This is a genomic window from Musicola keenii (assembly GCF_014855505.1).
In the GTDB taxonomy this organism is placed as follows: Bacteria; Pseudomonadota; Gammaproteobacteria; order Enterobacterales; family Enterobacteriaceae; genus Musicola; species Musicola paradisiaca.
Genome location: NZ_JAAWVW010000024.1, coordinates 1 through 23867 on the forward strand (window position 1 = coordinate 1; position 23867 = coordinate 23867).

The window sequence follows — 23867 nt, forward strand, 5'->3', positions numbered from 1 at the left end:
CACCGGGTTATCAGATTGACTCCTCTGATAACAGACAGAATCGGTGGTGCGGTAGTTCAGTCGGTTAGAATACCGGCCTGTCACGCCGGGGGTCGCGGGTTCGAGTCCCGTCCGCACCGCCACCCTATTTTAGGGGCGTAGTTCAATTGGTAGAGCACCGGTCTCCAAAACCGGGTGTTGGGAGTTCGAGCCTCTCCGCCCCTGCCAAATTTAAACCCTTCACAATAGTGAAGGGTTTTTTTTGTCTGAAATATCATCTGGATATTATTCCCAAAAACTAACCTCTCATTTTCATAAATTATTATATCTGCTATTAAAAAATAATAGTGTGATATTAATCCTTTAGATATTATTAATTTATTGGGAATATAAACATTATTCTTAATAAAATAGAGAAAATGCTTACCTAATCTATATTCATAACCTTGTGTCATTTCTCATAAACTGAATTACTGCTGGTCGATGGATTCTATGAGTCATGCTTTGATGGACGAATAGCGACTCATGTTATTTAACATGGTCGATGATTTTAATCGGGAAGCACTGGCATTTGAGGTTGAACTGAATATTCCTATTTATTGTGTTGTTTTTATTAAGTGCCAAAAGAAGTTATTCAGCTGTTATACGAAGTGATAATAGGTACGGAACGTACTGCCGCAGTATTAGCTGAATGAACAGAACTTCACGGTATGATACTTGGTTTGATTCAGCCAGTAATCCGATGTAGAACGGGTTTATTGAGTGATTTAAAAATACTGTGAGCAGAAATACGTGATATATATCTGTTCAAAATACTGTCAGCAGTCCGTGCGATAACCAGAGAACTAGCGTGCGTTATATCACGAAGAACGCCCGCATAGCTCACTTGGCGATGTGCCGCTAGTTATCTAGGTGAAGTAAAAACTGGCTAGAGACTGTTGCATAGCGGTCGTACTGAAAACCGGTGGGACTACGCTGGTAATTATTAGTGCCTTAATCCGTTACGTGTATTGGTGTTTTTAATAGCTGGCAAATGAGTTCTTGCTGATCTCCATTTTCAAGCCACACGGCATAAAATGGCCTTTCCAGTAATTCAAAATCCTCTAATGGCTTGAGATCAGAATATTTTTGCTCCCAATGGCTGGGCAAAAATGCACATCCTCCTATTGTGGCTAATAATTGTCGGGCTAATTGTGCCGATGTTGTGGTCAGAATTGATGTTTGTCCGCCGGATAGCCACCGGCTTTCTTGTTGATGGAAATCCGCACCCCATTCGAGTTTTATGTAAGGTGCATTTTCTATTTTCTCATTATGTCTGGTAGTAAATAATGATAATGCAAAAGACCCCAATAGCTGGCTGCCTAATTCATCCATTTTGGGTGGTTCTGTCGTGATCAGAAGGTCGAGCTGTCTCTCGTGTAACTGTTTTACGAGAGTCTGCCGTAATGCGATTCTGGCCTCCAATTGGAGGAGTGGACGCTGCTGATAGAGAGCGTTCAGCCAGCTGGTAAGAAATGCTTCCCATAATGATGCAGTAGCACCGATTGAAAGCTGACTATGCTGTTGAGAACGACCAACTTCCCTCTTGGCTATTTGCCAGGTATCAATGAGGCTCTCAGCGTAAGGTAACAGGCGCTCTCCTGCTGGCGTCAATTGAATATTATTACGGTGCCGTGTAAACAGATTAGCCCCTAATTGATTCTCCAGTTGCCGGATACGGAAACTGACAGCCGACTGTGTCAGATAGAGTGATTCAGCCGCTCGCCCGAAGTGCCGGGTCTTGCTGACTTCCAGAAAGGTTTTCAGTAAGTCGGTATCCATATTCTCCTCCAAAAAAATTTGTCGTCATGATTTAAATGTTTTGTTTTACAGAAAGTCAAGCCTATCTAATACTCCGCGCCATAAACGGCACGACCATATGAGAATTAGGAGCGTGTAAGATGGCGGAAAGCTTCTCTACAACCAGTCGTTTTTTTGATAACAAGTTCTATCCACGAGGATTTTCCCGACACGGTGATTTTACGATTAAGGAAGCTCAATTGCTGGAACGCCATGGTCATGCGTTTAACGAACTCGATTCGGGCAAACGTCAGCCAGTGACAGCAGAAGAGCTTCAGTTTGTGGCCGTGTGCCGTGGTGAGCGTAAGGCGGAGACGGAGCTGGAAAGGATCTGGACGAAGTATGTCGAACGTATTCGTCGTCCTAAGCGTTTCCATACGTTGTCTGGCGGTAAACCGCAAATGGATACAGTTGAAGAGTTCACTGAAAGTGACGATTAACAAAAATGGGGCAATAGCCCCATTTTTGTTTTCGGCCCATAATAATTGATGTGGGTAAGTCATCATGCCAGATTCTTATGTAGCCGTATCAGTAAGCGATCCATACAGCGATAACTCAGTGCCTCGGCCAGATGTTGGCGATTGATGGTGTCTTCGTCAGCCAAATCTGCAATGGTGCGCGATACCTTCAATATTCGATGCCAGGCTCTCACTGATAATCCGAGTTTGGTCATTGCTTCTTCCAGATAGACAGCGTCGGCACTCTCCAGCCGACAGTGGTGTTCAATATCGTCTGGTTTCATCAACGCATTAATTTTCCCGCACCGCACTACTTGCCGCTGGCGAGCAGCCAGTACTCTCTGCCTTATTGTTGCACTGCTTTCCCCTTTGTTGGATTGCTGACGTAGCAGACCCGGTGGTAACAAAGGCACTTCGATTGAGATATCGAATCGATCCAGAAATGGGCCGGATAACCGGTTGAGATAACGAAGAACCTGCTGAGCAGGAACTCGGTTGTGTAGCCCCTGATAGTGTCCTGAAGGGCTTGGATTCATTGCAGCGACCAGTTGAAAACGTGCTGGATAGCAAATTTTTGCCCGAGCTCGTGAAATGATGATTTCACCTGATTCCAGTGGTTCTCTTAATGAATCCAGTACCCGCCGTTCAAACTCCGGAAGCTCATCCAAAAACAGCACTCCGTTATGCGCCAGAGAGATTTCCCCCGGTTTGGGAATTGTGCCGCCTCCAACCAGCGCAGTCATGGAAGCGGTGTGGTGAGGCGAGCGGAAAGGCCGGCAGCGCCATTTTAATAGGGATGTGTTGATATTAAGCAGACTATTGATTGCTGCGCTTTCCAGGGCTTCATCATCATCGAGCTGCGGCATCAATCCCGGCAATCGGCTGGCAAGCATGGTTTTTCCGGTACCTGGTGGGCCGAGCAGCAAAAGATTGTGGCTGCCGGCAGCTGCGATCTCCAGTGCTCGTTTCGCTTGCTCCTGGCCGATGATGTCTTTCAAATCGGGGACAGCTTCGCTGTCAGGTGTCATCGGCGTGATATCGGCGCTACTGAATAAAGCTGCTTTTCCCTGCAAAAAAGCGCAAACCTGCAGCAAGTGATTAGCCATCTGGGTCTCACCGTATGGCACCAGAGCCATTTCCAGTGTGTTATCGTCAGGAAGAATCAGCCTGCGGCCGGCCTTATGGGCTTCCAGTGCGGCAGGAATTGCGCCGTTGACGCCCCGTAGGCTGCCGGAGAGCCCCAATTCGCCAAGAAATTCGAATTGATTGAGCTTTTCCCCCGGGATCTGCTCGGATGCTGCCAGAATGGCGATGGCGATGGGCAGATCGTAACGTCCGCCCTCCTTGGGCAAATCTGCTGGCGCGAGATTCACGGTGATGCGCTTGGCGGGAAAAGTAAAACCACAATTGATTAACGCGCTGCGTACCCGGTCGCGAGCTTCCTTGACGGTTGTTTCAGGTAATCCGACCAGCGTTAATGCGGGCAACCCGTTGCTGATATGCACTTCGATAGAAACCTCGGGAGCCTGCATCCCCAAGGTGGCCCGGGTATAAGTCACCGCCAATGTCATAATTCGCTCCTTTGATTTACCTCGGCATCATGCCCAAAGGTTTTTCTGTCGGCATTGAGGTATGCGAGAAAGTGCGAGGCGATATGGAGGAATGGTTTCGTGTTTATGCAATAGGGAAAATAACTGTGTTGCTGCTTCCAGACACAGGCGTGATGGATGTCTGACACAATAGACGGCGAGAATTCGGTCTTACCGGTGACATTGATGCATCATCACCTGATGAGCCTTATTGTATGAATAATAAGTCGTTTATGATGAGTCATCGCCCGAATACGCGAATATTGAGAGAAAAAAAAGTTGTTTTTTTCGGCGTGACTGTGGTACCTCTGTAAGCATTCGTTCAGCAAGCAAACAACACACAACTTAAATGAAAGCCTTCAACCTAGTGATTAGCCTAATTGTGATTAGCGTGGTGGTGATTATTATCCCACCGTGCGGGGCTGCACTTGGACGACGAATGGCTTAGAAATCAAGGCCGAATTCAAGAAAACCCCCGCACCGCAAGGTCGGGGGTTTTTTTATGGGCCATGAATCCAACAAGGGAGCAGAGAATGTCCGGCAGTAGAAAATTCTGTTTTTCCCGACAGACGTCGGAGAAATAACAATGAATGGTGCTCAATGGGTAGTTCAGGCGCTGCGGGCGCAGGGAGTGGATACCGTTTTCGGCTATCCTGGCGGCGCGATTATGCCGGTCTATGATGCGTTGTATGACGGCGGTGTCGAGCACTTGTTGTGCCGCCATGAACAGGGCGCGGCGATGGCGGCCATTGGTTATGCGCGCGCGACGGACAAAGTCGGCGTATGCATCGCCACCTCCGGCCCGGGGGCAACCAACCTGATCACCGGTTTGGCGGACGCGCTGTTGGATTCTGTGCCGATTGTCGCTATTACCGGGCAGGTTGGATCTGCACTGATCGGTACCGATGCATTTCAGGAAATCGACGTGCTTGGGCTTTCTCTGGCCTGCACCAAACACAGCTTTCTGGTGGAATCCGTTGATGAGTTGCCGGAAATCATGGCGGAAGCCTTTGCCGTCGCACGTAGTGGTCGCCCAGGGCCGGTGTTGATTGATATTCCTAAAGATATCCAACTGACGGAAAGCGATTTTACCCCCTGCTTTATGTCGGTGGATGATACGACGGCCTTTCCTGCGGAGCAGGTTGCGGAAGCGCGGGCCATGCTGGCACAGGCAAAGAAGCCAGTGCTGTATGTTGGTGGCGGTGTCGGTATGGCGCAGGCGGTGCCCGCATTGCGTTCTTTCATTGAGATCACCGGCATTCCCGCTGTTTCGACGCTGAAGGGGCTCGGGGCGGTTGAAAGCGCGTATCCCTACAATCTGGGCATGATCGGTATGCATGGCACGCGGGCGGCCAACCTGATGGTGCAGGAGTGCGACCTGCTCCTCGCCGTGGGAGCGCGTTTCGACGATCGGGTAACGGGTAAACTCAGCGCCTTTGCCCCTCATGCCAGAGTCATCCATATGGATATCGACCCGGCCGAGCTGAATAAACTGCGGCAGGCGCACATTGCTCTGCGTGGCGATCTCAATCAGTTATTGCCCGCGCTGGCGCAGTCATTATCGATTGCCGACTGGCGTCAGCAGGCGGCGATGATGAAAGCGGAATATGTCTGGCGTTACGATCACCCAGGCGAGGCTATCTACGCGCCGGCGCTGCTGAAAACGCTGGCGGAAAAAATGCCGGCGGAAACGGTCATCACGACCGATGTCGGCCAGCATCAGATGTGGGCGGCCCAACATATGCAATTCACCCGGCCGGAAAATTTCATTACATCCAGCGGTCTCGGAACGATGGGGTTCGGGGTACCGGCCGCAGTGGGGGCGCAGGTGGCCCGCCCGGATGATATGGTGATCTGCATCTCCGGCGATGGCTCTTTCATGATGAATGTGCAGGAGCTCGGCACCATCAAGCGAAAACGTCTGCCGCTCAAAATCGTTCTGTTGGACAACCAGCGTCTGGGCATGGTTCGACAATGGCAGCAGTTATTTTTCGATGAGCGCTATAGTGAAACCAACCTTTCCGATAACCCTGATTTTCTGACTCTGGCCAGCGCCTTCGGTATCCCCGGCCAGAACATCACCCGCAAAGACCAGATTGATTCCGCCCTGGATACGTTGCTTCGCAGCGAAGGGCCATACCTGCTGCATGTTTCCATCGATGAGTATGAGAATGTCTGGCCGCTGGTGCCGCCCGGCGCCGGTAATGAAACCATGTTGGATAAAACAGAATAATGGCTGGAGAACACATCATGACCCATCATCAATTATCGATTCAGGCGCGTTTCCGCCCGGAAGTGCTGGAGCGCGTGCTGCGTATTACACGTCATCGTGGGTTTCAGATTTGCGCGATGAACATGACGCAGGAAACCAGCAGTGACCAGATTCAGATTGAAATGACCGTTGCCAGCCACAGACCGGTGGATTTATTGTCAACGCAATTAAACAAATTACTGGATATCGCCTGTGTCGAGATCCAACCGCTTACATCACAACAGATACGTGCCTGAAGGCATCGGTAAGGAAAATAAGAAATGACGAAGAAAGCTGACTATATCTGGTTCAATGGTGAAATGGTTCCCTGGGCTGAGGCCAAGGTTCATGTGATGTCCCACGCGCTACATTACGGGACTTCCGTGTTCGAGGGGGTTCGTTGTTACAGTTCCCACCGCGGGCCGGTGGTATTCCGTCACCGCGAGCACATGCAGCGTCTGCATGATTCGGCCAAGATTTATCGCATGCCGATTTCCTACAGCGTTGATGAACTGATGGAAGCCTGTCGCGAAACGCTGCGCAAAAATAATCTGTCCAGTGCCTATATCCGTCCGTTGGTCTTTGTCGGCGATGTGGGTATGGGCGTGAATCCGCCGGCTGGCTACAAGACCGACGTCATCATCGCGGCGTTTCCGTGGGGCGCATATCTGGGAGAAGAAGCGCTGGATCAGGGGATCGATGCGATGGTGTCATCCTGGAATCGTGCCGCGGCCAATACCATTCCTACGGCAGCTAAAGCAGGCGGTAATTACCTGTCCTCCCTGCTGGTCGGCAGTGAAGCGCGTCGTCATGGTTATCAGGAAGGTATCGCGCTGGATGTGAACGGTTATGTTTCCGAAGGCGCGGGCGAAAACCTGTTTGAGGTAAAAGACGGTATCCTCTTCACGCCGCCGTTCACGTCCTCCGCCCTGCCGGGGATCACCCGCGACGCCATTATCAAGCTGGCGAAGGACAAAGGCTTCGAAATCCGTGAACAGGTGTTGTCGCGCGAATCGCTCTATCTAGCGGACGAAGTGTTTATGTCCGGCACGGCGGCGGAGATCACGCCGGTGCGAAGTGTGGACGGTATTCAAGTCGGTATCGGCAGATGCGGCCCGGTCACTAAACAATTGCAGCAGGCGTTCTTCGGCCTGTTCAACGGCGAGACCGAAGACAAATGGGGTTGGCTGGATCCGGTAAACCCGTAATCACTGTTATACGTTGACACTTTTTTGCCGGTGGCCCGTTCCGTCACCGGTTATCTGTTCAAACTGGAGTAATCAGAGTATGCCTAAGTACCGTTCAGCCACCACCACGCATGGTCGTAATATGGCTGGAGCGCGAGCCCTGTGGCGCGCCACAGGGATGACCGACGCCGATTTTGGCAAGCCCATCATCGCTGTTGTAAATTCGTTCACTCAATTCGTACCCGGACACGTTCATTTGCGCGATCTGGGTAAACTGGTCGCCGAGCAGATTGAAGCTGCCGGCGGTGTTGCCAAAGAGTTCAATACCATCGCGGTGGATGACGGTATCGCCATGGGCCACGGCGGCATGCTCTATTCTTTGCCTTCCCGCGAACTGATTGCCGATTCCGTCGAATACATGGTCAATGCCCACTGTGCCGACGCCATGGTGTGTATCTCCAACTGCGACAAGATCACGCCGGGGATGCTGATGGCGGCGCTGCGTCTGAATATCCCTGCCATCTTCGTTTCCGGCGGGCCGATGGAAGCGGGAAAAACCAAACTCTCCGATAAGATCATCAAGCTGGATCTGATCGACGCCATGATTCAGGGCGCCAACCCGAAAGTGAGTGATGACGACAGCGCGCAGATTGAACGCTCCGCCTGCCCGACTTGCGGCTCCTGCTCCGGGATGTTTACCGCCAACTCCATGAACTGCCTGACGGAAGCGCTGGGTCTGTCTCAGCCGGGCAACGGCTCGCTGCTGGCGACCCATGCTGACCGTAAACAGCTGTTCCTTAATGCGGGCGAACGTATCGTGGGCCTGGCCAAACGTTACTACGAACAGGATGACGCTGGTGTACTGCCGCGCAACATCGCCTGCAAGGCTGCGTTTGAAAACGCCATGACGCTGGATATTGCTATGGGCGGCTCCACCAATACCGTACTGCATCTGCTGGCGGCGGCGCAGGAAGGCGAGGTGGATTTCAGCATGTCCGATATCGACCGTCTGTCGCGCAAGGTGCCGCATCTGTGCAAGGTGGCGCCCAGCACCCAGAAATACCACATGGAAGACGTACACCGCGCCGGCGGCGTGGTCGGGATTCTGGGCGAACTGGATCGCGCCGGGTTGCTCAACCGGGAGGTGAAGAACGTACTGGGGCTGACGCTGCCGGAAACCCTTTCGGCCTACGACATCATGCAGACGCAAGATGAGGCGGTGAAGAACATGTACGCCGCCGGCCCTGCCGGTATCCGTACCACGCAGGCGTTCTCGCAGGATTGCCGCTGGGATTCGCTGGATACCGATCGTCAGGAAGGCTGTATCCGCTCTCGCGAACACGCCTACAGCCAGGACGGCGGTCTGGCGGTGCTGTACGGCAATCTGGCAGAAGACGGCTGTATTGTGAAAACCGCAGGCGTCGACGAAGGCAGCCTGGTATTTCGCGGCCCGGCGAAAGTGTATGAGTCGCAGGATGACGCGGTAGAAGCGATCCTAGGCGGTAAAGTGGTGGCGGGCGATGTGGTGGTGATTCGCTACGAAGGCCCGAAAGGCGGCCCCGGTATGCAGGAAATGCTCTATCCCACCAGTTTCCTCAAGTCCATGGGCTTGGGCAAAGCCTGTGCGTTGATCACCGACGGTCGTTTCTCTGGCGGCACGTCCGGCTTGTCCATCGGTCACGCATCACCGGAAGCAGCCAATGGCGGCACCATCGGTCTGGTGCAGGACGGTGACATGATTGCTATCGACATTCCCAAACGCGGCATTGCGTTGGAAGTGAGTGACGACGAATTGGCCCAACGCCGCGAGCAAGAACTGGCGCGCGGTGATGCCGCCTGGACGCCGAAAAACCGTAACCGTCAGGTTTCTTTTGCGCTGCGCGCTTACGCCAGCCTGGCTACCAGCGCCGACAAGGGCGCGGTACGCGATAAAAGCAAGCTGGGAGGCTAATCGCTATGGCCGTTTCACAACCGTTGCCCGCCGAACCCGGCGGCGCGGAATATCTGCGAGCGGTGCTCCGCTCGCCGGTATATGAGGTCGCTCAGGTGACGCCGCTGGAAAAGATGGACAAGCTGTCTTCCCGGCTGGGCAACGTTATTCTGGTCAAACGTGAGGATCGTCAGGCAGTGCACAGCTTCAAGCTGCGTGGTGCATACGCCATGATGGCGGGTCTGAGCGACGAACAGAAATTGCATGGCGTAGTGACGGCATCGGCCGGCAACCACGCTCAGGGCGTGGCGCTTTCCGCCAGTCGTCTGGGGATCAGGGCGCTGATCGTGATGCCGGTTGCGACGGCGGATATCAAGGTCGACGCAGTACGCGACTTTGGCGGCGAGGTGCTATTGCATGGCAACAATTTCGATGAGGCGAAAGCCAAGGCGATTGAGTTATCGCAACAGCAACACATGACCTTCGTGCCGCCGTTCGACCACCCGGCGGTGATTGCCGGCCAGGGGACGCTGGCGATGGAGCTGCTGCAGCAGGACGCCCATCTGGATCGCGTATTCGTGCCGGTAGGCGGCGGCGGTCTGGCGGCGGGCGTGGCGGTGCTGATCAAGCAGTTGATGCCGCAGATCCAGGTGATCGGCGTCGAAGCGGAGGATTCCGCCTGCCTGCGGGCGGCGCTGGATGCCGGCCAGCCGGTGGATTTACCGCGCGTGGGGCTGTTTGCCGAAGGCGTGGCGGTCAAGCGTATCGGCAACGAAACCTTCCGTCTGTGTCGCGAGTATCTGGACGATGTGATCACGGTGGACAGCGACGCCATCTGCGCGGCGGTGAAGGATCTGTTCGAGGATGTCCGTGCGATCGCCGAGCCGTCCGGTGCGCTGGCGCTGGCGGGTATGAAGAAGTATATCCAGCAGCACGGCATTCAGGGCGAACGGTTGGCGCATATTCTGTCCGGCGCCAACGTGAACTTCCATGGTTTGCGCTATGTGTCCGAACGGTGCGAATTGGGCGAGCAGCGTGAAGCGCTGATGGCGGTGACGATCCCTGAGCAGAAAGGCAGTTTCCTGAATTTTTGTCAGCTGCTGGGCGGCCGTTCGGTGACGGAATTCAATTACCGTTACGCCGATGCCGACAATGCCTGCATTTTTGTCGGCGTGAGGCTGACGCGCGGCAATAGCGAGCGTCAGGAGATTCTCACGGAGTTGCAGCGTGACGGCTATCAGGTAGTCGATCTGTCCGACGACGAAATGGCCAAGCTGCATGTGCGCTACATGGTGGGAGGGCGTCCCTCAAAGCCGTTGCGCGAGCGACTCTACAGCTTTGAATTTCCGGAATCGCCGGGTGCGTTGCTCAAGTTTCTCAATACATTAGGCACGCGCTGGAACATTACCCTGTTCCACTACCGCAGCCACGGTACCGACTTTGGCCGCGTGCTGGCCGCCTTCGAGCTGGCGGAGCGCGAACCGGAGTTTGAGCAGCATTTGCAGGCGTTGGGTTACGAGTGTCACGATGAAACCCAGAACCCGGCGTTCCGTTTTTTTCTGAAAGGATAAACGGCTGCTGAGGCGCTCATGTCGGGGGCGCCTCACGCCTGCGATTGTCCCGCTTGCGGCGGTTTAATCGGCAGAGATGGGTCGACGAAAACATAACGCGCCAGATGGTGATATGCCGTCTGGCGCGTTATTGTTTATCAACGACATGGTTTATCAATGAGATCGAACGGAACGATTTTTGATGGGAGAGGTGTCATGGCTGATGTGTTTCACGGTTTCTCGCCGCAGGCGCTGACGTTTTTGCAACAGGTGCGTCAGCAGGACAACAAAGCATGGTTCGAAGAGCACCGTTCAAAGCATGGTTCGAAGAGCACCGTTCGGAGTATGACTCGGTATTGTTGTCGCCGTTTCGCGGGCTGGTGGCGGCGCTGGGTGTCACCATGCTGCAAATTGACGATCATTTTGAAACCCGCCCGGCGGTAGGGAAAACCCTATCTCGCATTCATCGCGACACCCGCTTTTCCCACGATAAGTCCCGCTATCGCGACAAAATGTGGTTTACCTTCAAGCGTACTCACAAAGACTGGACGGATGCGCCGGTCTACTTTTTCGAGCTGACGCCGACTGAGTGGAGTTATGGCCTCGGTTATTACAGCGCTAGCCGCACCACGATGGAGCTGTTCCGGCAGACGCTGCGGGATAACCCGCAGGGTTTTCTCGACATGGCGGGTTGTCTGGGGCGGGAGTTTGCGTTGGTCGGGGAAAGCTACAAGCGTCCGCTGGTCAAAGAGCAGGATCCGGCGCTGGCGACCTGGTACAACCGTAAGACGTTCGCGGCGATGACGACCCGTCATGATATGGATGCGTTATTCAGCGACGCACTGATTTCGACGCTGGGACGCGGTTTCACCCAGCTGGAGCCGCTCTATCACTATTTGATGAAGATTGAAACGCTGAAGAGGACGGCAGAATCGGAAAATATCGGTCCTGCCTTTTGGGATGAAAAGTGGTTCAGCCGCTGAGATTACTTGGTCGGTGCCATCAGATAATCAAACAGGTAACTTTCACCGGCGGCGTCGAAAACCGTGATTTGCAGCTGCCGGTTATCAATGCAGGTCAGCAACACTTTTTTCTGCCCGCCGAAACTGCCCTCTGTCTGGCCGATCGCCTGCGTGTCGCTCATTTGGCGTGCGGTTAACGTAAAGTCATCCAGCTTGTCGGCATAACGAAAGGCAATAGAGCCATTGCCGTCGATGTCGCCGTCGTCGTTCTTGAGTGTCAGGTTGGCCAAATGATAAGGCGCTTTCTGGTCGTACATTTCCTTGAAGTAGTCGCTCAGTTCCGCGTATTCCTGATCAGAAAGTTGTAGATAGTATTCATAGCTGTAGTCGCCGTCGAAACAAGCGCTACGGCGCGGCCTGACGATGGGGGCCGGTAGCGTATGCTGGGTGATGTCGTTCAGGTAACGCAGACGAGCGATTTGCTGTTGGTAGCTCTGATGCAAGCACTCCTCGTTACGACAAGCGCTGCGGCTGGTGAGCCAACCGCGCTGAAATAGCGTCAGGTTTTTGTCTTGCGCAGCGCGTTGGGGGTTATCCGTCAGGAACGCGCGTGATTTCTGCCACTCTTTCGCCAGTTCATCGTCCATCTGGCTAAGCGTCGGGTTCTGACAGATCAATTTTTCCTGCGTTGATGCGGCCTGCTGGCAGGGAAAGCTGGCCGCCAATGCTGAAAATGTGCTGCAACTCAAAGCCAGAGGCAGAAGGATTACGGCAAGCAATAGTTTCATTATTGTTCCTGTAAGGTTTCCCAGAATGCGGCAATCAAAGGTTCGCCAAGGCGCTTCTTTTGTACGCAGACGCCTAATTCCAAGGGTTCCATGACTTGTTCTTCCATTACCGAGACACGATTACGCACGGGTTCCGGACTGTTTTCAAGCACTACGTCAGGGATGAGTGCGATGCCGCATCCCAGCGCCACCATCGACACCATGGCTTCGTGGCCGGAAACAGTGGCGTAAATGGGCGGGTTGGTGATGTGTTGACGGCGGAACCACACATCGACCCGTTTCCGCACCGGGCCGTGCTCCGGCAAGATGAACGGGATCTGCGACCAATCAGGATTGGCGTGCAGCGCCTGGGTCTGCACCGGGCAGCGCAGCGCGGGAATGATCAGCGCCAGCGGGATCTCGCCGATCGGCATGAAGTCGACGCTGCCGGGCAAGATCTCTGGATGACCGGCGATGCCGAGATCCGCGTCGTTGGACTGAACTTTATCCACCGCATCGGCGGCGTCGCCGGTGGTGAGCTTGATTTCCACCAATGGGTGCTGTGCCCGGAACCTGTCCAGTATGGGCGGCAGGTGGCTATAGGCGGCGGTGACGGAGCAGAACAGACGCAGTTCGCCGCTGAGCGACGCCCCCTGTTGCTGAAGCTGTAAGCGCAATTGCTGGTAGTGCAGCAGCGTCTGCTGGGCGAAAAGTTTAACCTGCTCGCCGGCGTCGGTCAGGCTGACGGTACGGTTATCCCGCCGGAACAGCGTTTGTCCGAGATCCTCCTCCAGCCGCTGGATCTGGCGTGAAAGAGTGGATGGGCTGATGTGCATCGCCTTGGCGGTACGACCGAAGTGGCAGCTTTCCGCCAGATGCAGGAAAAGTTTCAGGTCCCGTAAGTCCATGCTTGGTCGATCTCGTTTTCATGTTGCAGTTCTTGCAATATTGCGTTGTTAATATATCAATTTAAGCAATGCATTTCCTGTCATATGATGACGACATTCTGATGGGGCAACGGCCGCCGTCTATACCGAACGTGATAAACCACGACACAACATTATGGAGCACGCCACATGGCTAATTATTTCAATACTCTGAACCTGCGTCAGCAGCTGGCGCAACTGGGCAAATGCCGCTTTATGGGCCGTGATGAGTTCGCTGACGAAGCCAACTATCTGAAAGGCAAAAAAGTGGTCATCGTAGGATGCGGCGCCCAGGGGTTGAACCAGGGGTTGAACATGCGTGATTCCGGCCTGGATATCGCTTATGCCCTGCGTGCTGAAGCCATTGCCGAAAAACGCGCTTCCTGGCGCAAAGCGACCGAGAACGGTTTTAAAGTCGGCACTTACGAAGAACTGATCCCGCAGGCTGATTTAGTCGTCAACCTGACGCCGGACAAACAGCACTCCGCCGTGGTTCAGGCGGTTCAGCCGCTGATGAAACAGGGTGCCGCGCTGGGTTATTCCCATGGTTTCAACATCGTTGAAGTCGGCGAGCAGATCCGTAAAGACATCACCGTCGTCATGGTGGCGCCGAAATGCCCGGGCACTGAAGTACGTGAAGAATACAAGCGTGGTTTCGGCGTACCGACCCTGATCGCCGTCCACCCGGAAAACGATCCGAAAGGCGAAGGCATGGCCATCGCCAAAGCTTGGGCGGCCGCTACCGGTGGTCATCGTGCCGGCGTGCTGGAATCTTCCTTCGTGGCCGAAGTGAAATCCGACCTGATGGGCGAACAGACCATTCTGTGCGGTATGTTGCAGGCCGGTTCTCTGCTGAGCTTTGACAAGCTGGTGGCTGACGGCGTGGATCCGGCTTATGCGGAAAAACTGATTCAGTTCGGCTGGGAAACCATCACCGAGGCGCTGAAACAAGGCGGCATCACGCTGATGATGGATCGTCTGTCCAACTCGGCCAAACTGCGTGCGTTTGCACTGTCTGAACAGCTGAAAGGCATCATGGCGCCGCTGTTCCAGAAGCACATGGACGACATTATCTCCGGCGCGTTCTCCGGCGGCATGATGGCTGACTGGGCCAATGACGATGTGAAACTGTTGACCTGGCGTGAAGAAACCGGCAAGACGGCGTTTGAAAATGCCCCGCAGTTCGAAGGCAAAATTTCTGAACAGGAATACTTCGACCACGGCGTTCTGATGATCGCCATGGTGAAAGCTGGCGTGGAACTGGCGTTTGAAACCATGGTGAGCTCCGGCATCATCGAAGAATCCGCTTACTACGAATCGCTGCACGAACTGCCGCTGATTGCGAACACCATTGCCCGTAAACGTCTGTACGAAATGAACGTGGTTATTTCCGACACCGCTGAATACGGTAACTACCTGTTCGCCAACGCCGCCGTACCGTTGCTGAAAGAGACATTCATGGGCAGCCTGCAGGCGGGCGATTTGGGCAAGCCGGTAGCGGCTGCCGGCATCGACAACGCGCAGCTGCGCGATGTGAATGAAGCCATTCGCAACCATCCGATCGAAGTGGTCGGTAAGAAACTGCGCGGCTACATGACCGACATGAAACGTATCGCGGTCGCAGGCTAATACTGTCGTTCGACGATCATTGAACGGGGCGCATATGCGCCCCGTTTTGTTATGGAGCATTAAGGGAATGGGCGCTACATGATGAAAATGCCCCGCCTATTGTTGCCATTATTGATGGCCATGATTTTTTGTCTGGGCCTGATGTTTGTGTACGCAATCTATTGGGGCGATGACGATTACAATCTGGTGCGGCAATACCAGCTTGAAGATAACGTGACGGTGAATTTGCTTCAGTTGGATAGCGGCGCGTCGGCGGGGTCTGTCTATCGGTATACGGTGAGTGTGAACGGCGGCGAAACGGTCGATGTGCTCAAAACCAATAGCCGTGACGTGGATATTCATATGCAGGATGGCGTGCTGGTGATTAACGTCACCGGTGATGTCTATCGGCTGAACAATCGCATTCGCCTTGGCGACGGCGACGAAACGTTAAAAACCCGTATCACCGTGACGCACCAGTGATACGGCCCGAGGCGTCGGGCCGTCTGTTTGTCAGGGGATCAGGCATCCGCCGGGGTGGATTTAAACTCTCGCTCTGCCTGATGGAAGCGCTCGGTCACAGCCGCAGACGGCGCGCGTCCCAGCAGGCTGACCAGCACAATCGTGACCGCGCCGAACAGGAAACCGGGGATGATTTCATACAGGTTCAGCCAACCGTACTGTTTCCAGATGATGACGGTCGCTGCGCCGACCAGCATACCGAACAGCGCGCCATTGCGTGTCATGCGTGGCCACAACAGCGAAATCAGAATCACCGGCCCGAATGCGGCGCCAAAGCCGGCCCAGGCATAGCTAACCAGCCCGAGTACGCGATTTGCCGGATTGGCGGCGAGCGCAATAGCCACTACCGATACCAGCAGCACCATCCCGCGCCCTACCCACACCAACTCTTTCTGGCTGGCGTTTTTACGCAAAAACGGTTTGTACAGATCTTCCGTGATGGCGCTGGAGCAGACCAGCAACTGGCAGCTTAGGGTGCTCATCACCGCCGCTAAAATAGCGGACAGCAGTATGCCGGCGACCCACGGGTTGAACAGCAGCCGAGCCAGTTCTATAAAGACACGCTCGCCGTTTTGCGACACATTGCCGGCCTGTTCTGGGTTTTGGGTGAAGTAGGCGATGCCGAAAAAGCCGACGGTCACGGCGCCCGCCAGACAGAGCACCATCCAGATCATGCTGATGCGGCGGGCGTTATGGATAGTGTGATGCGAATCGGCAGCCATAAAACGCGCCAGAATGTGCGGTTGCCCGAAATAACCCAGACCCCAGCCCATCAGGGAAAGGATGGCCACCAGATCCAGCCCGCGGAACATATCCAGATTGGACAGGTTTTTAGCCTCAATCACACTCAGCGACGGCGCAATGCCGCCGACGGAGAGGATGACGATAACCGGCGTCAGAATCAGTGCGAAGATCATCAGGCTGGCCTGAACGGTATCGGTCCAGCTGACGGCCAAATAACCGCCGATAAAAGTGTAAGCGATGGTCGCGAGGGCGCCGGCCCACAATGCGGTGTTGTAGCTGAGGCCGAATGTACTTTCAAACAACCGGGCGCCTGCTACGATGCCGGATGCGCAATAAATGGTGAAGAACACCAGGATCACCAGTGCGGAAATCACACGCAGCAGTTTGCTTTGATCATCAAAGCGATGGCTGAAATAGTCCGGTAATGTTAGCGCGTTATGGTTGACTTCTGTGTGCACGCGCAGGCGTCCTGCTACCCATTTCCAATTCAGATAGGCGCCCAGCGTCAGGCCGATGGCAATCCAACTTTCAGAAATCCCCGACAGAAACACAGCGCCCGGCAGGCCCATCAACAGCCAGCCGCTCATGTCGGAAGCGCCGGCGGACAGGGCGGTGACAATACTGCCCATGCGACGGCCGCCCAGGATATAGTCGCCGAAATTGTTAGTGGCGCGGTAGGCAAACAGGCCGATCAGGACCATCCCGAAGATGTACACCAGAAAGGTCACTAGCATCGGTGTGCTCATCATCGTCATTCATTTCTCCAGTTATGATTGTTATCCGCATGACCATTGTGGTGATGCGGCACCTGTTTCTGACCGGAACACCGCGCAGAAAAAGGCCCAGTTGGTGGCTACAAGTTATACTTCCTGAAAGAAAACAGCACGGTATGCCTGCCGGATAGCAACCAAAAACACGCGAATACGCACTGCGTCACCAGGTTGCGCGAAGAGGCGACAATAACGACAAAACCGTCTCCCCCGATACTGCTTTCTTTATTACAGGAGTGGATATGGGCACCATCACTATGGGCGTGACGCTGGATGAAGCGACACGAGACCGTCTGCACGCTGCGGCGATACGGCTAGAATGCACGCCGAACTATCTGATTAATCAGGCAATTTTTAGCTATCTTGCGCATCTGGAAAGTGGGGCCGACACACCTGAAATATCATCACTGGCTCAGGGCCAGCTTGAGGCGGAGGAGATTATGCCCCAATCCTGGGAAGAAAAAACCTATCAACCGTTTCTGGGCTTCGCGCAAAACGTGCTGCCGCAGTCGGCGGTCCGCGCTGCCATCACTACTGCCAGTCGTCGACCGGAAACCGAAGTGGTACCGATATTGCTCGATCAGGCGCGCATATCGGCCGAACTGAGCCATCGTATCGCCGTGCTGGCGGGCCGGTTGGTCGAGGGATTGCGTAATGTGCGCCGTCATGGTCATGGCAGCGTGGTGCAGAACCTGTTGCAGGCGTTCTCATTGTCTTCGCAGGAAGGCGTGGCCTTGATGTGTCTGGCTGAATCGCTGCTGCGCGTTCCGGACAACGCCACCCGCGATGCACTGATTCGCGACAAGATCGTCAAAGGCGACTGGCGGACGCGAATCGGGCCTGATAAATCCTTGTTTATCAACGCTACCGCCTGGGGGCTGCTGATTTCCGGCAACGTGCTGGCTTATCAGGATGTCGCCGGTTTGCCCGGTACGCTCCGCCGTTTGATTGCCTGGGGAGGGGAGCCATTGATTCGGGGCAGCGTCGATCTGGCGATGCGCCTGATGGGCGAACAGTTCGTGACCGGTGAAACCATCAGTGATGCGTTAGCCAATGCCCGTCGGCGCGAGGAAATGGGGTTTCGTTACTCCTATGACATGCTTGGCGAAGCCGCCCTGACCGCCACGGATGCACAGGCTTATCTGCACTCCTACCAGCAGGCGATTCGTGCCATCGGCAACGCATCCGCCGGGCGGGGGATCTATGAAGGGCCGGGCATTTCCATCAAGTTGTCGGCGCTGCATCCCCGCTATTGCCGGGCGCAGTATGAACGGGTCATGACGGAGCTGTATCCCCGATTGTTGTCGCTGGTGTTGTTAGCGCGTCAGTATGACATTGGCATTAATATCGACGCGGAAGAGGCGGATCGCCTGGAGATCTCGCTCGATCTGCTAGAGAAATTGTGCGCTGAACCTCAACTGGCGGGGTGGAACGGCATCGGTTTTGTGGTGCAGGCCTATCAAAAACGTTGCCCGCTGGTGCTCGATGCGTTGATCGATCTGGCTCGGCGCAGCCAACGGCGGCTGATGGTACGGCTGGTCAAAGGCGCTTACTGGGACAGCGAAATCAAACGGGCGCAGGTCGAAGGGCTGGAAGGGTATCCGGTCTATACCCGCAAGGTGTACACCGATGTGGCTTACCTGGCCTGCGCCCGTCGGTTATTAGCGGAACCGGCGCTGATCTATCCGCAATTCGCCACCCACAACGCACATACCTTGAGCGCCATCTACCATCTGGCGGGGAGCAACTACGCACCGGGTCAGTATGAATTCCAATGTCTGCATGGCATGGGGGAGTCGCTGTACGAGCAGGTGGTGGGGAAAACGTCCGACGGTAAACTCGGGCGCCCCTGTCGTGTGTATGCACCGGTCGGCACGCATGAAACGCTGCTAGCTTATCTGGTTCGGCGTCTGCTGGAAAACGGTGCCAATACGTCGTTCGTCAATCGTATCGCCGACCTGTCGATTCCCGTGGATGTGCTGACGGCCGACCCGGTGAGCGAAGTGGATGCGATGGCGGCACGGGAAGGACTGGCTGGCCTGCCGCATCCGCATATTCCCTTGCCGCGTCATCTATACGGCAGCCAGCGGCGTAATGCGTTCGGTGTAGATTTGGCGTGCGAGCATGTGCTGGCTTCGCTGTCCAGCGCCTTGCTGATCAGCGCAGCCAGTACATGGCAGGTGGCGCCGGTATTGGCGGCGGGGTCGATGGCGATAACGGAAGCGCAGCCGGTATGTAATCCGGCGGATCGGCGCGATATCGTCGGCTATGTACGGGAAACGAGCCCTGCGGAGATTGAACAGGCACTCAATGATGCGACGGAGCGGTTCGCCGTCTGGCGTTCGACGCCTGCGACGGAACGGGCGGTGGTGTTGAGTCGGGCGGCGGATATCATGGAAAGCCAGCGGGCGGCGCTGATGGCGCTGCTGGTGCGGGAAGCGGGAAAAACGCTGCCGAATGCGCTGGCGGAAGTGCGGGAAGCAGTTGATTTTCTGCGTTATTACGCGGAGCAGATGGCCTTGCTCGATGATCAGACCTGCTATCCGCTCGGGCCGGTGGTTTGCATCAGTCCATGGAATTTTCCGTTGGCAATCTTTACCGGACAGGTCGCCGCCGCGCTGGCGGCGGGCAACAGTGTGTTGGCCAAGCCGGCGGAACAAACGCCGTTAACGGCGGCGCAGGTGGTGGACATTCTGCTGGCGGCGGGTATTCCTCCTGGGGTACTGCAACTGTTGCCGGGGCCGGGGGAATCGGTGGGGGCTGCGTTGGTTAGGGATCCGCGGGTGTGCGGCGTGCTGTTTACCGGCTCGACGGCCGTGGCCGCGCAACTGCGTCAATCGGTGGCCGAACGTCTTGGCCCGCAAGGCCGACCGATACCGCTGATTGCCGAAACCGGCGGCATCAATGCCATGATTGTCGATTCGTCCGCCCTGACGCAGCAGGTGGTAGCGGATGTTATCGCATCGGCGTTCGATAGCGCGGGGCAACGTTGTTCCGCGTTGCGGTTGCTGTGTGTACAGGACGATGTGGCGGATGCCACCCTGAACATGTTGTTGGGCGCGATGGCGGAATGCCGGATCGGCAATCCGGATCGCCTGACGACGGATATCGGCCCGCTGATTGATGCGGATGCCAGACACCGGGTCGAACGGCATATCCAGGCCATGCGGGCGAAAGGCCGCAAGATTTATCAGGTATCGCGACCAACGGCGCCGGAAGAACTGGCCGTCGGCCATTTTTTGGCGCCTACACTGATCGAACTGACTGGCGTGGATGACCTGCAGCAGGAAGTTTTCGGCCCGGTGCTGCATGTGGTGCGTTATCCGCGGGAACGGCTTGGCGAGGTGCTGGCGCAAATTAATGCGTTGGGGTATGGCCTGACGATGGGGCTGCATACCCGTATTGACGACACGATCACCCAGGTGATGGAGACGGCGAATGTCGGCAATCTTTACATCAATCGCAATCTGGTCGGCGCGGTGGTTGGTGTGCAGCCTTTCGGCGGCGAAGGGTTGTCGGGTACCGGGCCGAAAGCAGGGGGGCCGCTTTATCTCTGGCGGCTGTTGTCGCAGTATCCGCCGGAAATCGCCGCCGGTTCGTTGTTACGGCAAGGCGCGAAGGACGATGCTGACCTGCTGCTGCGTGAGGCGTTATCCGGGCTGGACGCCTGGGCGCAGGCGAACCGGCGCGAGGCGTTGCTCGACTGTTGTCGGCGTTACGACCAATTGACGCCGGTGGGCATCGCTCAGACACTGCCCGGCCCGACGGGGGAGCGCAATACCTATAGGCTGTTGCCGCGTGGGCGAGTGTTGTGTTTGTCGGAGAACGACGATGATGCGCTGATCCAGCTGGCGGCGGTGCTGGCAGTCGGCTGTCAGGCATTGTGGCCGCAGTCGGCCGAATTACAGGCGCTTTACCTGAAATTGCCGGAAAGCGTGCAGTCGGCCATTCATTTTTGCCGGGACTGGCGGATGGAGGCGGTCTGTTTCGACGCGGCGCTGTGCCATGGTGATGCGGAGGCGTTGCAGGCGTATGGTCGGGCGCTGGCGCAACGCGGCGGCGCGATTATCGGCATGCAGGGGCTGCCGAGCGGTGATACGAACATCGTATTGGAATGGCTGCTGAAAGAGCGGGTGGTCAGCATCAATACTACCGCGGCTGGAGGCAACGCCAGCCTGATGACGATGGGGCAGCTATGACGGCGTTGTCTTCGGCCCATTTTCTGGAAACGGCTCGCATTTACAGCAACAAATGGCGTGTTTGCACGGATTTCCGTGGCTGACTCTGGACATCCATACAGTGTGAATTTACTGTGGCGTCAGCACTCAATAACCGGGAGGCAGTGTGGATATCGCCTTATTTTATGGTCTGGGCGGCGGCACCGTTGGTTTGCTGGTGGGATGGCTGATAACCAGCCTACGCGGGCAACAGCAACGGGCGCAGCATGATGTCGAACATCGATTGCAGGAACAGGCGCAGGAGCAACTGCGGCGGAGCCTTGACGATAGTCAGCAGGCGAGACAACAAGATCAGCGGCGTCTGGAACAACAAGAGCAGGAATTGCGTCTTCTCTACAGTCAGCAGGCGGCCAGTGAGGAAAAATTACGACAACTGACTGAATTACGTGAGGAGTGTGTTCAGCTCAATCAAGAACTGCGGGCGTTGCGCGAGGTGAACGGCGCGCAGGAAGCAGAACTGCGAGAAGTCACCATTCGACTGGAAGAGACGCGCTTGGCGGCAGAAGAGAAACAGCGCCTGCTGATTAACAGCGAGCAACGGCTGTCGACTCAGTTCGAAAATCTGGCAAACCGTATTTTCGAGCAGAGCGGACAAAAGGTGGATCAGCAAAACCGGCAGAGTCTGGATCGCCTGTTGACCCCGTTGCGGGAACAGCTCGACGGTTTTCGGCGCCAGGTACAGGATAGCTTCGGCGCCGAGTCGAAGGAACGGCATACGCTGGCCCATGAAATCCGCAATCTGCAACAGCTCAACGCACGTATGGCGCAGGAGGCCGTCAATCTTACCAACGCGCTGAAAGGCGACAATAAAATGCAGGGCAACTGGGGCGAAGTGGTGCTCAGCAGGGTGCTGGAAAGCTCCGGGCTGCGGGAAGGATATGAGTATGAGACGCAGGTCAGCATCCAGAACGGCACCGCTCGTCTGCAACCGGACGTGATTGTCCGTTTGCCGCACGGCAAGGATGTGGTGATCGACGCCAAAATGTCGTTGCTGGCCTACGAACGCTATTTCAACGGCGTCGGCGATATTGAGCGCGCTGCGGCGCTGAATGAACATATCGCGTCTATTCGCGGCCACATTCGACTGTTGAGCGGTAAGGATTATCAACAACTGCCCGGTTTGCGCTCGCTGGATTACGTGCTGATGTTCATTCCGGTGGAACCTGCATTTCTGGTCGCTATTGATCGTCAACCTGAGCTGATCACGGAAGCATTGAAACACAATATTATGCTGGTCAGCCCCACAACCTTGCTGGTAGCGTTACGAACCATCAATAATCTGTGGCGTTATGAACAGCAGAGCCGCAATGCCCAATTGATTGCTGAACGCGCTTCCCGGTTGTACGACAAGCTAAGGCTGTTTGTGGACGATATGAATATGCTCGGGCAGAGTCTGGAAAAAGCCCAGAGCAGTTATCGTCAGGCGATGAAAAAGATGGTGTCGGGCCGGGGTAATCTGATCAGCCAGGCGGAAGGCTTCCGCACGCTAGGGGTGGAAATTAAACGCCCGGTCAATGCGGCGCAGTGGGAGGACGATATGTTGCCGCTGGAGGATGAAACCGTTCCGGATGCCCTGTCGCAGACGGACATTGTGCAAGAACGGGGCGCATAGTGGGCGACATGGTGAAGGGGGTATTGATGATCCAGGCCTCAGTATCGGTACTTCCCGCGTTTTTAAGCTAAAGAAGGACGGTCGATTTGGGCCTGGGTTTGTTACACTCTTACCCACTAATAGGTAATCTCCTCCCGACGTTGATAGAAAACAGGCAAAGAACATGGCAGATGATTCGGACAAAACGACACATTTCGGCTTTCGCACGGTAGCCAGGGACGAAAAGGAAGGCATGGTGGCGGATGTCTTCCACTCGGTAGCGGCGAAGTATGACCTGATGAACGATCTGATGTCGTTTGGCATTCACCGTATCTGGAAACGATTCACTATCGAATGCAGCGGCATACGCCGTGGGCAGCGGGTGCTAGATCTGGCCGGCGGTACCGGCGACCTGACTGCGAAATTTTCGCGACTGGTGGGCGAAGAAGGCGAAGTGGTGCTGGCGGATATCAACGATTCCATGCTGAAAGTGGGGCGCGAGAAACTGCGCAACAAAGGTGTGGTCGGTAACGTTAGCTATGTGCAGGCCAATGCCGAAGCGTTACCGTTTCCGGATAATTTTTTCGACTGCATTACCATCGCATTCGGGTTGCGTAACGTCACGGATAAAGACAAGGCGCTGCGTTCCATGTTCCGGGTGCTGAAGCCGGGCGGTCGTTTGTTGGTGTTGGAATTTTCCAAACCTACCACCAAGTTGTTCAGCAAAATCTATGACGCTTATTCTTTCCACGTGTTGCCCCGTATTGGCGAAATGGTTGCCAGCGATGCCGGCAGTTACCGCTATCTGGCCGAGTCCATCCGCATGCACCCGGATCAGGAAACCCTGAAAGGCATGATGGCGGACGCGGGTTTTGAAAATGTCGAATACTTCAACCTGACTAACGGGATAGTGGCGTTGCATCGCGGGTTTAAGTTCTGAGTTGGACATCTAAGTT

Annotated in this window: 17 protein-coding genes, 2 tRNA genes and 1 pseudogene; 15 read left to right on the forward strand and 5 right to left on the reverse strand. The window is 55.3% G+C overall.

Features of this window, described 5'->3' with window-relative positions; all coding sequences use genetic code 11:
• Positions 1-45 precede the first annotated feature (45 nt).
• Positions 46-122, forward strand: a tRNA-Asp gene (locus HEP82_RS17825).
• Positions 123-131: 9 nt separating this feature from the next.
• Positions 132-207, forward strand: a tRNA-Trp gene (locus tag HEP82_RS17830).
• Between the two features lie 765 nt (positions 208-972).
• Here the strand turns inward: HEP82_RS17830 and hdfR are convergent.
• On the reverse strand, positions 973-1800 hold the full coding sequence (hdfR, locus tag HEP82_RS17835) for an HTH-type transcriptional regulator HdfR (RefSeq protein WP_192459299.1): 828 nt from the start codon (positions 1798-1800) through the stop codon (positions 973-975).
• 119 nt (positions 1801-1919) lie between these two features.
• Here hdfR and HEP82_RS17840 point away from each other — a divergent pair, with 119 nt between their 5' ends.
• The gene (locus tag HEP82_RS17840; protein WP_192459300.1) at positions 1920-2258 is read left to right on the forward strand and encodes a DUF413 domain-containing protein; all 339 of its coding nucleotides are present in this window, start codon (positions 1920-1922) and stop codon (positions 2256-2258) included.
• A 62-nt stretch (positions 2259-2320) separates the two neighbouring features.
• On the opposite strand, the gene HEP82_RS17845 is transcribed toward HEP82_RS17840, so the two are convergent.
• A complete protein-coding gene (locus HEP82_RS17845; protein WP_192459301.1) occupies positions 2321-3847 on the reverse strand; it encodes a YifB family Mg chelatase-like AAA ATPase in 1527 nt (508 codons plus the stop codon).
• A 367-nt stretch (positions 3848-4214) separates the two neighbouring features.
• On the opposite strand from HEP82_RS17845, the gene ilvL reads away from it, so the two are divergent.
• From ilvL to HEP82_RS17880, 7 genes and pseudogenes are all read left to right on the forward strand, one after another.
• Positions 4215-4313, forward strand: a complete 99-nt coding sequence (gene ilvL, locus HEP82_RS17850) for an ilv operon leader peptide (RefSeq protein WP_192459302.1) — start codon at positions 4215-4217, stop codon at positions 4311-4313.
• Positions 4314-4451: 138 nt separating this feature from the next.
• The gene (gene ilvG / locus HEP82_RS17855) at positions 4452-6098 is read left to right on the forward strand and encodes an acetolactate synthase 2 catalytic subunit (protein ID WP_192459303.1); all 1647 of its coding nucleotides are present in this window, start codon (positions 4452-4454) and stop codon (positions 6096-6098) included.
• A 17-nt stretch (positions 6099-6115) separates the two neighbouring features.
• A complete protein-coding gene (ilvM, locus tag HEP82_RS17860; protein ID WP_192459304.1) occupies positions 6116-6373 on the forward strand; it encodes an acetolactate synthase 2 small subunit in 258 nt (85 codons plus the stop codon).
• Between the two features lie 24 nt (positions 6374-6397).
• A complete protein-coding gene (gene ilvE, locus HEP82_RS17865) occupies positions 6398-7324 on the forward strand; it encodes a branched-chain-amino-acid transaminase (RefSeq protein WP_192459305.1) in 927 nt (308 codons plus the stop codon).
• Positions 7325-7403: 79 nt separating this feature from the next.
• Positions 7404-9254, forward strand: coding sequence for a dihydroxy-acid dehydratase (gene ilvD / locus HEP82_RS17870; protein WP_192459306.1), 1851 nt, complete (start codon positions 7404-7406; stop codon positions 9252-9254).
• A 5-nt stretch (positions 9255-9259) separates the two neighbouring features.
• Positions 9260-10804, forward strand: a complete 1545-nt coding sequence (gene ilvA / locus HEP82_RS17875; protein WP_192459307.1) for a threonine ammonia-lyase, biosynthetic — start codon at positions 9260-9262, stop codon at positions 10802-10804.
• A 195-nt stretch (positions 10805-10999) separates the two neighbouring features.
• A pseudogene (locus tag HEP82_RS17880) lies at positions 11000-11766 on the forward strand (DUF2461 domain-containing protein).
• 2 nt (positions 11767-11768) lie between these two features.
• Here HEP82_RS17880 and HEP82_RS17885 read toward each other — a convergent pair.
• Together HEP82_RS17885 and ilvY are read right to left on the reverse strand one after the other, a co-directional pair.
• Positions 11769-12533, reverse strand: a complete 765-nt coding sequence (locus HEP82_RS17885; protein ID WP_192459308.1) for a lysozyme inhibitor LprI family protein — start codon at positions 12531-12533, stop codon at positions 11769-11771.
• Positions 12533-13420, reverse strand: coding sequence for an HTH-type transcriptional activator IlvY (ilvY, locus tag HEP82_RS17890; RefSeq protein ID WP_192459309.1), 888 nt, complete (start codon positions 13418-13420; stop codon positions 12533-12535). Before ilvY ends, HEP82_RS17885 begins: the two co-directional genes overlap by 1 nt.
• 168 nt (positions 13421-13588) lie before the next feature.
• Between ilvY and ilvC the strand changes: the two genes are divergently transcribed.
• Entirely contained in the window at positions 13589-15067 is a 1479-nt protein-coding gene (ilvC, locus tag HEP82_RS17895) for a ketol-acid reductoisomerase (RefSeq protein WP_192459310.1), read from the forward strand.
• A gap of 78 nt (positions 15068-15145) precedes the next feature.
• Positions 15146-15529 (forward strand): hypothetical protein, encoded by a 384-nt coding sequence (locus HEP82_RS17900; RefSeq protein WP_225622550.1) that lies wholly within the window; start codon positions 15146-15148, stop codon positions 15527-15529.
• A 38-nt stretch (positions 15530-15567) separates the two neighbouring features.
• Here HEP82_RS17900 and putP read toward each other — a convergent pair whose 3' ends face one another.
• Positions 15568-17067, reverse strand: coding sequence for a sodium/proline symporter PutP (gene putP, locus HEP82_RS17905; protein WP_192459311.1), 1500 nt, complete (start codon positions 17065-17067; stop codon positions 15568-15570).
• Between the two features lie 257 nt (positions 17068-17324).
• On the opposite strand from putP, the gene putA reads away from it, so the two are divergent.
• The 3 genes from putA (at position 17325) to ubiE (ending at position 23851) form a co-directional block, all read left to right on the forward strand.
• Positions 17325-21281 (forward strand): trifunctional transcriptional regulator/proline dehydrogenase/L-glutamate gamma-semialdehyde dehydrogenase, encoded by a 3957-nt coding sequence (putA, locus tag HEP82_RS17910; RefSeq protein ID WP_192459312.1) that lies wholly within the window; start codon positions 17325-17327, stop codon positions 21279-21281.
• Between the two features lie 145 nt (positions 21282-21426).
• A complete protein-coding gene (gene rmuC, locus HEP82_RS17915; protein WP_192459313.1) occupies positions 21427-22932 on the forward strand; it encodes a DNA recombination protein RmuC in 1506 nt (501 codons plus the stop codon).
• Positions 22933-23095: 163 nt separating this feature from the next.
• Positions 23096-23851, forward strand: a complete 756-nt coding sequence (gene ubiE, locus HEP82_RS17920) for a bifunctional demethylmenaquinone methyltransferase/2-methoxy-6-polyprenyl-1,4-benzoquinol methylase UbiE (protein WP_192459314.1) — start codon at positions 23096-23098, stop codon at positions 23849-23851.
• Positions 23852-23867: the final 16 nt, after the last annotated feature.

What these genes read in the sequence shown, in the direction of transcription:
- putA (WP_192459312.1), top strand. Translation starts at nt 17,325, where the DNA reads ATGGGCACCATCACTATGGGCGTGACGCTGGATGAAGCGACACGAGAC.
- HEP82_RS17845 (WP_192459301.1), bottom strand. Translation starts at nt 3,847, where the DNA reads ATGACATTGGCGGTGACTTATACCCGGGCCACCTTGGGGATGCAGGCT.
- hdfR (WP_192459299.1), bottom strand. Translation starts at nt 1,800, where the DNA reads ATGGATACCGACTTACTGAAAACCTTTCTGGAAGTCAGCAAGACCCGG.
- ilvG (WP_192459303.1), top strand. Translation starts at nt 4,452, where the DNA reads ATGAATGGTGCTCAATGGGTAGTTCAGGCGCTGCGGGCGCAGGGAGTG.
- ilvD (WP_192459306.1), top strand. Translation starts at nt 7,404, where the DNA reads ATGCCTAAGTACCGTTCAGCCACCACCACGCATGGTCGTAATATGGCT.
- ilvY (WP_192459309.1), bottom strand. Translation starts at nt 13,420, where the DNA reads ATGGACTTACGGGACCTGAAACTTTTCCTGCATCTGGCGGAAAGCTGC.
- ilvL (WP_192459302.1), top strand. Translation starts at nt 4,215, where the DNA reads ATGAAAGCCTTCAACCTAGTGATTAGCCTAATTGTGATTAGCGTGGTG.
- ilvC (WP_192459310.1), top strand. Translation starts at nt 13,589, where the DNA reads ATGGCTAATTATTTCAATACTCTGAACCTGCGTCAGCAGCTGGCGCAA.
- HEP82_RS17840 (WP_192459300.1), top strand. Translation starts at nt 1,920, where the DNA reads ATGGCGGAAAGCTTCTCTACAACCAGTCGTTTTTTTGATAACAAGTTC.
- ilvM (WP_192459304.1), top strand. Translation starts at nt 6,116, where the DNA reads ATGACCCATCATCAATTATCGATTCAGGCGCGTTTCCGCCCGGAAGTG.
- putP (WP_192459311.1), bottom strand. Translation starts at nt 17,067, where the DNA reads ATGACGATGATGAGCACACCGATGCTAGTGACCTTTCTGGTGTACATC.
- HEP82_RS17885 (WP_192459308.1), bottom strand. Translation starts at nt 12,533, where the DNA reads ATGAAACTATTGCTTGCCGTAATCCTTCTGCCTCTGGCTTTGAGTTGC.
- ilvA (WP_192459307.1), top strand. Translation starts at nt 9,260, where the DNA reads ATGGCCGTTTCACAACCGTTGCCCGCCGAACCCGGCGGCGCGGAATAT.
- HEP82_RS17900 (WP_225622550.1), top strand. Translation starts at nt 15,146, where the DNA reads ATGATGAAAATGCCCCGCCTATTGTTGCCATTATTGATGGCCATGATT.
- ilvE (WP_192459305.1), top strand. Translation starts at nt 6,398, where the DNA reads ATGACGAAGAAAGCTGACTATATCTGGTTCAATGGTGAAATGGTTCCC.
- ubiE (WP_192459314.1), top strand. Translation starts at nt 23,096, where the DNA reads ATGGCAGATGATTCGGACAAAACGACACATTTCGGCTTTCGCACGGTA.